Consider the following 13,347-nt stretch of genomic DNA (forward strand, 5'->3'; position numbering starts at 1 on the left):
TTAAATCGTATTTTACCATTCTCTAGGTACATAAAATTCTTGTTGTGCAATAAATCGATCAGCCACATACTTTCCAAGTACCGAATCATACCTTGCATAGGATAAATATATAGTAATCTCCCGATCCCCAGGAACAGGAAAATTATTAATCGGATGACCATATTGGATTTCAGTCCCATGCCATAGAATTCCAGAGTAGTTATCATAGATCTCTGCATAATACATCCAATTAATACCTTCAGGATTTTGATCCTTCGCCTCCATCCATAATAGATTCTTATTAAACTTCACAATAATATAATTAGGCAGAACAGGGGTAAATGTTACGTTATAATTCCAATCTTTACTTGTATTAAATGTTAATTCCACTCCTCTAATATTTGAATTAACAGTTAACGTTGGATTTGACCTAACTATATCTACACATTCACCTTGCCAATCCCAATCAACAAAAGTGTCTGATGATGCTGTTTGTACATAAGTGGTTGTAGGGAGAGAACTTGTTCCTGATAAGATTCTACGTAATCCTTTATAAGGTTCAATCAAGAACACAGTCCAATGTGACATCTCTTTACCTATTCCACTTATACTAATACGATAAAAGGCTTTAAAAGAAATAATATTATTACTAGAACCAGGTACTATTATACCTTGAGCCGCTTGAAAGTCACCCACGCTCCTACTTAATAAATTTGCAGATTTTCCAAATTCAGGCAACACTTCTTCTATAAATTCTCCTTTGGGACCAAAGGATTTATTGCCGAATGTAACTGTAGCTCCATCTTTTATATATTCAGCTAATATTGCATTTTGATTTTCAAGATATTCTAAAAAAAACTGATATCTCTTTTCACTAACACCTTTCGCAAGAATCCCTTCCTTACTTAAGGCACAAACATATTTCCCTCGTTGAAAATCAATATTTTTCAACAAGATTTTATCTTCCGAAGAAAGCTTATTTACCGGTAGTGTTGAATAATCAATATAACCTACGTTTTCTTTTTCATCCCATATATTTTCCGAATCATAACACCCGGTAAACATCATTATTGTAATTAAAAAAAATATTATTTTATTCATAATATATGTTATATATATAAATAACACATCAGAATTAGTTATAATATACTCTAACATGATCGATGTAGTAGATACTGAATATGGTTAATTAACGATTATCGTCAGATAGCCACATAACCAAACAACTATATTCCAGATGCTTATCAATATATTTTAATATAGCACATTATCTGTCATGACAAGAATATCCTTACAGGTAGTACATGTTCCTTCCCCTCCGTATCCCGCACCGTCACGATTTTAGCCCCATGCTGGCGGATCAGTTCATCGATATTGGGAGTTTCCAATGTCACGTTTTCCAACGGCTTACCGTCTAAGGCGATCACCGTCCATTGCGGAGCCAGTTTCTTACGTGCCTCTTTTCCCCACACGGCAGCGATTTTCAATACCCCATTTTCTGCTCCCGTCATCACGGGGCGGCTGTCGCCTTCCCACACGCTTGCATCCGCATAAGGTTCAAAGTGATATCGTCCGTTAGGATAATCCAAGGTAAATACCCCTAAATCCGTCGTTCTGAAACAAAGCAACAGATATCCGACACCTCCGGTAATGATCGGCATTTTTTCGAAAACAGCATCACCCAGATGAAGTCCGGTCATTAGTCCCCGGTAAAGTTTATCCGTTTTCACCATGCCGCCCACCATTGTACCGATAAAACCAACTCCTTCCTCCACGTCACCGATAATCCCCGCTTGCGTCCATTGCTCGAATCCCTCCACCGAGGGCAATCCGATGGCTCCCGTTCCGTTACCCGTGTCAAACAATGCCGGTACATCGTGAATTTCGCCTTTTCCTTGCACCTTGATGGAAAGCAACGGGACATGATTCCAAAGTTCCAGTTTATTCCATCGTGTGATAGAAGCATCCGCCCGTCCCGCGAACGTGATTGTCTTGTTTCTCGAGTCGATCGTCACCACATAGTCATTGATGATATTCGCCCCGATCGTTCCGTCCACTCCAAGATGCACAAAAATCGGGTTATGCTCGCTCATCACTGCCGCTTGCTTATCCTTCACCATAAGTTCCCCCAGCGACAACTCGGGAATCTCCGCCATGACAACCTGTCCATCCATACCCTGCATGGATTGTCCGGTTTGCCGGTAGACCAATTTCTCCGTATTTACCAGCTTGTCTGACACGCAAGTAATTCCCGCGCAAGTATCAAACAAGAAATAATAAGTATGCCCGTTAATCACTACCTTCACCACGGGCGTCCCCTGGCGAAACTCGTAGCTTAACACGACCTCTTTACCCAACGAAGCAGGGGTCTGCACCTGACTCTGCGCTGTCGGGTTCGGCACATTCGCCGCAGTACCCTCTTTCAACAAATTAACATACTTCTCCATCTCCTTCTGCGCCTTCTTCATTTCGGCAGATTTCCCCAAAGCCTGCCACAGGGCAGCCTTTTCCGCATTCATCATGGCACGTGTCTGGTAGGAAACAATATCCTCTCCTGTAGCTTTCATAATCAACTCGTCCAACCACTTCAAACCGGCCTCAACAGCCGCCTTTTGTTCTTTCATCTGCGTCAGAGCCTGCATGAAAAACGAGAAATACGGCCCATACAACTGAGGTGGGAAAATATTTTCTCTCTCCACCTCCCGCATCGCCTCTAACATCCGTTTCCAATCCCCTTGTCGGGCAAGTTGTGACGTGTTCAGCCATACGGCAGCCATCGTTTTTCCTGGCCCCTCTTTTGCCTGATCCAGATAATCGACAAAAGCATTAAACCGCTCCTGTTCATAAATGCCAAGATTAGGATTCGTGGAAAACTCCATTGCCGTTTGCACCATCGCCCCCATCAACGTGGCATCTACCATCGCCTGCTGGTTCTCCAAAGGAATAGCGTAAAAACGATCAAGATGATCCCGTACCATCAGTAATGTTTTCGACAACGGATCATTTTCAAATTGCATGATGATCGGCCACATCTGCGGTGTCGCCAATTGATCGAGTGATAACCCGTCAAGCCACTCTTTCACCACTTGCTGCACCTCGGCCTTCATTCCCGCAAGACCTAACGCCTTAATAAACTCCAAAAGAAATGCCGGCTCCCGCTCCCCCGCATTATACCGGGCTGCCAAAGCATCTAATCGTTTAGCAGGATCCAATACGGCTTTTGCTCCCTCCACGAGCCAAGTAGCATCGCCCGCCCCGACAAGCTTTCCAATAACCTGTTCCGTCTTCGGATCAATAAACACCAATGTCGGTAAGGAAGCCACTCCCCATTTTGCGACATTCGCCTTACCATCGGCATCTTTCTCTACATTAAACTGCACATTAACAAAATGGCGGTTAAAAAACTCACCCACGCCTTTTTGCGTGAACACCTGCGAAGCCAGTTGCTTACACGGACCGCACCAATCGGCATAACAATCCACAAAGATCAACTTACCCTCCCCCCGAGCCTTTTCCACGACCTTCTTCCACAACCGGGAGGTTTCAAACGCAATGCCTTGCGTTTGGGCAAAGGCACTTACACCTAAAACCCAAAGCAAGGCATTTAATAACATACATCTCTTCATTTGTTATTCCCCTTTGATAACCATAAATGAACCCAATGCTATATTATAAAAATCAATATAATTCCAAGACGAATCATATCCTTTCTCGAAAAAGAGATCCGATACTCTCAGTCGAATCTTTGAACACCTTTTGGATATTTTATTCTTATCCAAATAGACAACCGTCGTTTCACCTTTACCTGTTCCGAGCATTGTATTTTCTTGGAAAGCAACAGCAATCCATTGACCGGAAGAAATTTGCATTTCAATTTTAACCTGTTCCGGACATTGAATTGCAGAAGCAATATTGGCCTGTGCAATCTTAAATCCGGAAATACTCTCTTCTTTTCCAAAATCGATCTCAATAACATGTTCCCGAACCGCAGCACTGGATTGTGGTAACCAATAACTAGCGTCATCGGTCAATAAATTTTTCAAGCCTGAATTATACTCCATCAGATCTCTCGGAGTTACAGAGATAGTCCAACTACTGGTTTCCAAAAATGTAAGAGCCGGTTCTACTGCCACCATATTTTTTCCCGTAAAGAAATCCGGTACTACGTTAAAATAATGATTCCCATAGTGATAAATTTCCACTCCGTTTTCTTTAGCCACCCGTAAAGCTGCTTCGGAAACAACTTGTTCGGTTAAAGTTGAACGATACGTTAATTCCGTACCGTCTGCAAGGATTCGATTCCGCCCCAAATGAAGTTCTTTCAAGTTCGGAAAATGAAGTACGTCAACCAAAGAAACCTGATTGTAATCAATATCCAACACCTCTACGTCGGTAATATCTGATTTTTTGATTTCACCCAACAAATCTAATTTACTCCTGACCTCCACGGCAAAATCACTCTCAAAAGAAGGAAGTTCAAAATAAAGATCAATGGGCTCCATCTCCAACAACATATCTCCCACAACTGCAATCTTTCCAGTTCTATACACTTTAACTCCCTGGCTGAAATCGACATCAGTACCGATTAAAGCGTAAGGTAACCCATTCGGATAATTATCGATCCTATCTTCCGGAGTCGCTTCCCAAAACTGTTCGGTAGGATTATTCTTTTCATAATAACCAATTTTAAATGAAATCAAATTATCTGTCCATTCCTCAAACGTCACAAACAATTGTTTATCTGCAACATTGAATTGCTTTTTCACCACTCGACTAAAAAGAATCAACTCATCAGAAGCGTAGGTGTATGGACGTATATACACAGGATCACCTATCGAACGTTTAGTAATTTCACCGTTTGCCGTTTGCTCTATAGCATAAACACCTAACTCATATTCATAATTTTTCAATCCTTCCACGAGATAACTCGTGCTATTCCGATCAATAATGACGGAGTCCGTCTTCTCGTCATCCGTCCATTCTACTAGAATGGCAGTCCGCCCCGGATCTAATTTCAGATTCCAAGTCAACTCTACCGACATCCATCGGGGCTTTCCTTGAAGATCATAAATTTTTGTCAAGTACTGTTCGGGACCATCACCTGTATAGTCCGAGTAAGTATCTTCAAGACTCTCACTACAACTTGCGACTAATCCGGCAAGCAAAGCGAGTATCAGTGTATATTTCAAAAATAGTCCTCTCATACATTATTATTTTTGTCCGTAAACTTCCAATTCATGGAAAGTCACGTTATTATTATTGTTATGATTATAACTCGGAGAATATAAATCTACATACGTTTCACGAAATTCAAGTTTAAAGAAGCGATACTCTTTATCCTCGAAAGGTAAAGCTATAGACACATAATAAGGTCCCACAGCATTCAGCTGCGCAATAGTTTTTACTTCATCTACTTGATTATTTGTCGGATTTATATACCAACGATCTATTAACGTAGCATTCGGATCCTGCTCAAAGCTGCCAATATGTTCCCAATCATCGTTGGTACCTGAATTCGTTACTGGATCATAATCTCCCTCTCCAGTCCACGCGTACACTTGAATATTACAAGGCAATTTTGTAAAATAATCATTATCAAATTGGGCATTTACTGCATATCCATCCTTGATTCGCATATAGAATCGTAACTCTCCGACAATAGCCGGTTCCTTAATGTCCAACACAAAATAACATTCGTTACCTTCCCGATTCAGGGCATTCGGACCGGCCAAAAACGTGAAAGGAGGAGTGGCATTACCTGCTTTAAAATATTCTGCAGCCCGGGTCCCCTTCACATCTCCGTCAAACAGATATTCCGCACCTAATGCTCCCGGTCGTCTCCAATCTGCCGTAGAATAAGGTTCCGTAATAATTTTATGGAAGGGATCCAAAAGTTCAAAGTTCGCATTCGGTATAAGTACCCTTTTCGCTCCTACCACATCGTTCCACACCTGTTTCCGTACAATCCGTTGACGATTGTCCTCCGTGGTGACCACGACCGTGTAGGAATCCTGAATCTGTGAATCCGTCATGGAGAAAGCCTTTACGTTAGGTCCTGCTTCCAGAAGGAAATTCTCCAAGAAAAGAGTATCTCTCTCTTTCGTCGTGGGATTAGTCCCCACGAAATAAACCGAGGCAGAACCTTCCGCCCGTCCTTCTAGGTTAAACACCAACTGAAATCCATTCCAATAGGGATTAACAGCCACTTCATCAAAAAAAGTATACAACGAAGAAGGACGTGTATCAAAAGTAAAATGTAAAGCCTTGGATGCATTCTCATTCTTATCTAAGAACGCCACTTTTACCGGAACTTCAGTACATGCTTGATTGAACCCATCCAACAACAAGGTATCCACGGAATAATCCGCAATCTTATACACAGATTCTCCAAATTCGTCCGTATATTCCACGCTTACCTTATTCACTCGCCGATCCGCTAAATTATAGCGCATAATGGCTCCCCCCTCCGTTGGTGTAAAAGAAAACATATCTTCGTTTATTTCTACATCAAAACCACCATTATCATCATCAGAACAAGCGAACAATACGGACATCAATAGTATTAATAATATTGTATTTCTCATCTTTTTCTTTTTTAGGTAACTTAAATTTAAAATCTAAAATTTAAAATTCATCTACCATCCGGGATTCTGCACTATACCGGAAATCATTGCTTCCTCACTCTTTATGGGGAACAAGTAATCCCGAGATGGATTAAATGCAGCCTTATCCCACACAGTAACAGGCCCTTGAAAGTTATTATAGAACCCTTGCCATGTCTGAGCAGTAACAACCCACGCTTGCGGTTTGTCATTCCAACCTTCGTCAATTGCCGTACCCCAACGACGTACATCCCAAAAACGATGCCCCTCGAACATTAACTCGATCGTACGTTCTCGACGAACAATATCTCTCAGACCAACCTGCTCATTGAATTTATTCGGATTGATGCCATATCTGCCCCAACTATCTTGAATAGTAGGAAGCCCGGCACGTTCACGAATTGCATTCAAACGATCAAAAATTTGTGTCCGATGTGCCCCATTCGGTCCTTCATACTCGTTCCAAGCCTCTGCTGCTATCAAATAAAGTTCAGCCAATCGTATTACCACATGCACATTAGCAGCAAAACTCATAATATCATTGCTATAACTACTCGTATTAAATTCACTCCGTGTTCCTTTCTTTATATAATATCCGGTAATATTTTGTTCGTAATCACCATTAATACGATCCTGTTTTAAGCCGAAAGCACCTCCCCGGTAGGAATCTACAATCATATTGTATGAATCATACACACCTCGTTGCCAATACAATCCGGGAGCGGCAATAGTAGCATAAAAACGAGGTTCTCGTTTCAAATGCAAAGCAAGCACGTCAGTACCCAAAGGAACGACTTTCGTATAAGCCGGATCACGTTCCTGCGCCATAGTATAACCATCACCATAAGTCCACGTCTTATCCTCCTCAATCGGTAGTCCATTAGCTGTATAGAATTTATTCACCATCCGGATACTCGTACCTAATGTACCTTTTACAACAGAATTATAATGAATATCAGAAGTACTTGAACCCAATTTAGGTAACAAATGTTGATACAGGTTATTGTATCCTGCGACCATCATAACTGCCTCCGTCGAATTAGCCCAATTAGGAGCCCACACGGAGCATTCCAAATCCCGCATTGTATTTAGTAAAGCAGTAGATTTATCCTCATTTCCGGAAATAAGTTTATAGCCATTATTTTCCAAATACTCAATAACCTCTTCTGTATATTCAGCAGCAACCCTCCACTTCTTTTTATCTTCTTCGGGAAAAAGCTTTTCTCCATTCTTATTGGTAAAATTCCGGTATTGCGATAACCCTCCATTAAAAAGTGGTGAGGCTGCATAAAGTAATACCCTTGCTTTCAATCCCATGGCACCCTCTTTAGAGAAAAAATCTCGCTGATCGGCATCTTTCTCCGCAAACACTTGTAGATATGGAATCGCCTCATCCAAAAGATCGGTAATTGCTTTAAAACAGCTATCAACCGAACTTCTCGGCTGTCTCTGTTCTTCCATGGGAGCGTAAACATCAATATTCTGCGGAACTAACACGATCGGACCGTAACGTTTTACGAGTTCAAAGTAATAAAAAGCTTTCAATGCCTTCACTTCGGCAGTCCAACGTTCCAACTCTCCGGGACGTAAATTATAAACATCTCCAATATACTGCAAGAAGGTATTACAATAGCGAATATAGTAATAAACTCCATTATACGTCCAAATATCATTAATGGGCGATAGCGCTGTTTGTAACCCATCTGCGATATACAAAGTTGAAATATACCCCTGTCCTTTCCGGGCATAATCTCCGGCTGTATATTCATCCGCTCCCGCTAACGCCGGATTCCAATTCAAATCGACAGCATAAGTTTTAAAACCGGCACTGGCATCATTTTTCCAGCGAGCAGCCCCTGTTCTCGTTTCAAAAATCTTGGGAATGGTTAGAATATCGTCTTCGGGTACCAAGTCAAGAAACTCATTACACCCTGTTCCCAAAAAGATTGAGCAAACAATAACTAATATATTCTTAAATTTCATACGCATAATTTTAAAAACTTAAATTAATACCTACAGAATAAGTTCTTTGAATTGGATAGTTGAATCCGGACGAACCTAACTCCACATCCCAAAGATCAAAATCGCTAATCAAAAAAGGATTATTCACCCGGATATAAGGTTTCAAACGTTGCAAACCTATCTTCTCCACCCATCTAGTCGGCAAGTTATAGGCTAATTCCAATGACTGACAACGTAAGAATTTTACTTCACGCATGAAATAAGTTGAAGCACGTAAAGTCTCCTGCCCAATTCTGGCCTCTTCCATATTATGTGTGGTAATACTGCTTGTCGACAAACGAGGCCACAATGGATTAGCTTTCATGTTTTCCGGAGTCCAGTGGTCTTCCCAGATCGCACTTAACAGAGCCCGGTCATTCACGAACGGAGAAAGTGATGAAGGCTCGATAAAAAGAGAACGTTTGGATGCCCCTTGAAACGCAAAATTAAACTCAAAACGTTTATAGCTGATAGTTCCGTTAAAACCATACACGAACCTTGGCTCCGTGGGATAACCGATATGCACGGCATCATCAATACTGATTTTCCCATCACCATTCACATCCCGATAGCGAATATCTCCCGGCATATAATTACCGGATTGAATAGGTGAACGATCTATCTCCTCCTGACTCTGGAATAGTCCTTCTGCAATATATCCCACGACCTGTGAAATATCATGCCCCACTTTTCCCTGCCACTCCGGCTTATCAGCCGCCTCCTCAATCTCTTTAAAAACCGACTTATTATAGGTAGCCGTACCGTTTAAAATGAACCAGAAATCATTGGAAAATGCATGCTGAATTTTTCCAGAGAAGTCCATACCACGGGAACGAACTTTTCCGACATTATCAAAGGGATAAAGCCCTAAACCCATGCTGGCTGGCACAATCGTACGAGACGATAATATATTATGACGGATTTCTTCATAAAAATCAACCGTAAAATCCAACAAACCTTTAAAAAGCGTCACTTCCAGTCCCAAGTTTGTCTGTTCGGCAATCTCCCATTGAATAGTAGGATTAGCATACGAATAAATCACATACTGATCTTGACTATTGATTCCTACATTCTCCAAATAAATATATCGTCCCACATTTTGCGTGTAATTATCTGTTACCGCATCTCCAATACCATCATTCCCGACCTTACCATACGAAGCACGCACTTTCAGGAAAGAGAGCCAATGTCCGGTAGCATTAGCAATAAACGGCTCTTTGGACAACATATAAGAAAAACCTATGGAAGGGAAGAAGCCAAAACGATTGTGTTTTGCAAAACGCTCGGAACCATTGTATCCAAAACTTCCTTCCAGATAATAACGTTCTTTATATCCATAAGAAAGTCGCATAGAAAGTCCCATATTACGATTTTTTATAGCAGAAAATAACGTACGTCCGGTTGAAGTGGTACGCTGAGAAAGATTAAATAACCCCGTGTAACTCACGGTATGATCGCCCCAATTCCCATTATAAAATACTCGAAATTCTCCCGCAACCTGAGTTTCTCCTTCCGTAACCTTACCATTAGGATCAACCTTCAAATTCTTATCACCTTCTGTAAGCTGCTCCAATGTATGTTCACCAGTCTGGTGATTATAGTCCGCCAAACGATATTGATAAGGCGTAGTTTGAAATGGAGTACTATAATAGGCTTCCTTATACAAAGAAACATTAGCACGTGTTTCCAATCCTTTTAGAATTGCTCCCCAATTTTGAATATACTCCACACGATTTACCGTAGCAAAACGACTTCTCTCCAAATAACCCGCTTGAATAGAAGCATAAGGATTATTAGAATTTTTCGTTTCATAACCGAACCGAATGTGTGGGAAACCATAGGTTGCATCAGCAGGATAAACTGCAGCATAGTCAACCGGATTTGCATTGAATGCTAAAGAGTAAGCTTGTTGTACACTAGAAAGAGGACCGCGATAGGCGTCTAGTGTTGAATTAGAATTAAGCACCAATTTGGCACTCGGAGTCATATCAATATTCAAATTAATACGTAAAGCCGTAGTATTATTCCTAATATTCACGTCAAACGAATTCAACCGATCGGTCTTCAACATACCTTCATCATAATTATGACTCAACGATGCGTAATATTGCATAATCTTTGTACCCCCTCGAACACTCAAACCCAAGTGATGATTGATTGCGGTATTTTTAAAAAGAAGTTTATACCAGTCATTAGCAGGATACACCCAAGAAGGGAAACGATCACTACCCGTGTTATTGATACGCTCTGCCGTATATTTTGGCTGTGCCAACGGATCACGGGTTTGCAAAGCTTCGTTGTAAGCTCGCATATAAGTAACGGGATCTACAACATCGATTTTCTTCGTTGGCATAGAAGCAATAGCCTCATAACGGAAAGCCGTATAAACAGATCCTTCAGCTCCTTTCTTTGTAGAAACCAAAATTACCCCGTTGGCTCCTCTAGCACCATACATGGCCGTGGCAGAAGCATCCTTCAACACGCTGAAAGAATCAATATCTTCCGGATCAATACGAGACAAGTCAAGTACAGAAACCTCCACTCCATCCAACAAAATCAACGGAGCCGTATTAGCATTATTACCGAAAGAAGTAATACCACGGATAGAGAATTGAGTCTGCATTTCCTCTTCTCTCAACGCCCCCGGCATTCCCCCTTTCAGGTAACCGATCATACCCGGAATACGTCCCACGAAACTTGCAGTAAGATCACTATTGGAGGTTTTCAGTGAACTCACGTTCACGGTAGTTACCGCACCAACCACACTTTCCCGTTTCTGCTCACCATAAGCAACAACTGTCACCTCTTCCAAGGCCTCCTCTGTAGGTTCAAGTGTAACATTTAGAACGGTTTTCCCTTCAACAGGAACTGTCGCATCTCTATAACCGATAAACGAGAATTTCAACACGTCATCGGCCCTAACCAGAATATCATAATTCCCCTTATTATCAGTAGCAACCCCTCGTGAAGTCTGGTTAATCACCACACTCACTCCCGGCATGGGATTTCCCTTCTCATCCACCACACGCCCCTTCACTGTGATAATATCCCGTGTCAATGACTCTTGGGCTTTCGGCTTTTTCTTGATAACAATCACCTTGCTCTCAATCGAATAATCGTAACCATGAGCCGTAAGCACTTTTTTTAACACGTCATCCAGTGTCGCATTTGTAAAAGTTTCCGTGATTTTCACCTCGCTGGATATATCGTTTTGCTTGTGCACAAAAGTATATCCCGTCTTTGCTTTCAGGTCTTCTAGTACTTCCAGAATCGTTTTATTCTGGTACTTAGCCGTAATTCTCTGTTGCCGAGAAGATTCATTCTGTGCATACAAAGACACTCCCGACAACAATACCAAAATTAAATTTACTAACATAATCCGACCCCATTTCCGAATTTCCACTCGAAAAATGGCGTGACTCCATTTTTTTTTCATATTTTTGTATTTGAATTATAAGATATCGTCTGTCGCCAACAGACGTCGCAAACTTGGGGCGGGAGAATTCCTTGAATTCTCTCCCTTTTTTAATTAATTTTTTGAACCTCTATTTTCCCATCGGTTTTCATTTTAAATTTCACATCCGCTACTTTACTTAACACGGCTAGAAACACTCCTAGACTTTCATCACTTGAAATGCTCCCCCGCAAAATAATATCATCAACTGGTAATAATTCTGTATCAAAATCCACATCATAGGCACGAGATACGACCTTCAATATCTCTCTCAAACCCATGTTTTCAATATTAATGATCCCATCTTTCCAAGAAACGACATCATTAATTTTCACTTGCCGCACGGATAAGTTATCTGCATGCACACTTAAAACAGATTGTTCCCCCGGTAACAGTACAACCGAATCCATTCCACTAACAGGTATCACTTTTACTTTCCCGGAAGCAAGCGTTGTCAGAACCGGTTCCGACGGGTAAGCGGATACGTTAAACTTCGTCCCCAAAACAGAAACGGATTGTAAAGCTGTCTCAACAACAAACGGACGCATCGTATCCCGGGCAACATCAAAAAACGCCTCTCCGCTGATACGAACCCTTCGTTCTCCTAAAGCAAACTTTTCCGGATACTCCAAGCGACTATCTGAATTTAACCAGATCACGCTACCATCACTAAGCAAAATTCGATATAACCCGGCACCTCGCGGTACCGTGATTTTATTAAAGACAAGTACTTCCTTCTCTCTCTCCACGTCCTCCCCCGCCTTCTTATCATACACAACTTTACCCTCACTGACTGCCAACTGCGTACCATCCTGCTCTTTGAATTCGATCTCACTACCACCCAAATAATGGCGTTCCCCTCCAGACAACTCTAATATCGCAGCACGGGCAGGAGCGCCAACATGAGATATTTCTTTATTATTATCCATAGAAGAATACTGCCATAACGAAACTGAAGAAATAACCCCCACCACGATAGCAGCAGCAACACCCCAATATTTTAATTTAAATGCCCGATGACGCCGAGGAATTATCCGTCCCTGTATGGAAGAATAATCACCCTTGATAAGTTGAGCTCGGACAACCTCTTTCAGAATGAGATTTTCCTTTCGCATGACATCGAACAACTCACGATTCTCATCACAAGCCTCTTTCCATTCCAGAATTTCTTTTTCTTCCTCGACAGAAAGTTTGTCATTAAAAAAGTCAAACAACTCGGATTCAGTGACTTGATATTCTCTTTTCATTTTTACAATAACCTTTGTTATTCTAAAGACCGGAAAGAGTAGAAAACGGTTGAATGAAATTAGA

General features: G+C 41.4%; 7 protein-coding genes. All 7 read right to left on the minus strand.

Translation table 11 applies throughout. The features are described from left to right. Positions 1-12 precede the first annotated feature (12 nt). The 7 genes from I2I33_RS00620 to I2I33_RS00650 all read right to left on the minus strand — a co-directional run bounded on the left by I2I33_RS00620 (position 13) and on the right by I2I33_RS00650 (position 13,283). Positions 13-1,080 carry a hypothetical protein gene (locus tag I2I33_RS00620; protein WP_140402511.1) on the minus strand — a complete coding sequence of 356 codons (1,068 nt, stop codon included), beginning with the start codon at positions 1,078-1,080 and terminating at the stop codon, positions 13-15. 173 nt (positions 1,081-1,253) lie between these two features. Beyond that, positions 1,254-3,605, minus strand: a complete 2,352-nt coding sequence (locus I2I33_RS00625) for a thioredoxin fold domain-containing protein (RefSeq protein ID WP_087419036.1) — start codon at positions 3,603-3,605, stop codon at positions 1,254-1,256. Positions 3,606-3,608: 3 nt separating this feature from the next. Then, on the minus strand, positions 3,609-5,183 hold the full coding sequence (locus I2I33_RS00630; protein ID WP_087419037.1) for a DUF4998 domain-containing protein: 1,575 nt from the start codon (positions 5,181-5,183) through the stop codon (positions 3,609-3,611). Positions 5,184-5,189: 6 nt separating this feature from the next. Beyond that, positions 5,190-6,563 (minus strand): DUF4959 domain-containing protein, encoded by a 1,374-nt coding sequence (locus I2I33_RS00635; protein ID WP_140402512.1) that lies wholly within the window; start codon positions 6,561-6,563, stop codon positions 5,190-5,192. 51 nt (positions 6,564-6,614) lie between these two features. Further along, positions 6,615-8,564, minus strand: coding sequence for a RagB/SusD family nutrient uptake outer membrane protein (locus I2I33_RS00640; protein ID WP_087419744.1), 1,950 nt, complete (start codon positions 8,562-8,564; stop codon positions 6,615-6,617). A gap of 10 nt (positions 8,565-8,574) precedes the next feature. Continuing rightward, positions 8,575-12,018: a SusC/RagA family TonB-linked outer membrane protein gene (locus I2I33_RS00645; protein WP_140402513.1), complete on the minus strand. Its 3,444-nt coding sequence runs from the start codon at positions 12,016-12,018 to the stop codon at positions 8,575-8,577. 89 nt (positions 12,019-12,107) lie between these two features. Beyond that, positions 12,108-13,283, minus strand: coding sequence for a FecR family protein (locus I2I33_RS00650; RefSeq protein ID WP_087419038.1), 1,176 nt, complete (start codon positions 13,281-13,283; stop codon positions 12,108-12,110). Between the last annotated feature and the right edge of the window lie 64 nt (positions 13,284-13,347).

It is taken from the genome of Butyricimonas sp. BSD2780061689_150309_C8 (genome assembly GCF_015560935.1).
Taxonomy (GTDB): domain Bacteria; phylum Bacteroidota; class Bacteroidia; order Bacteroidales; family Marinifilaceae; genus Butyricimonas; species Butyricimonas paravirosa.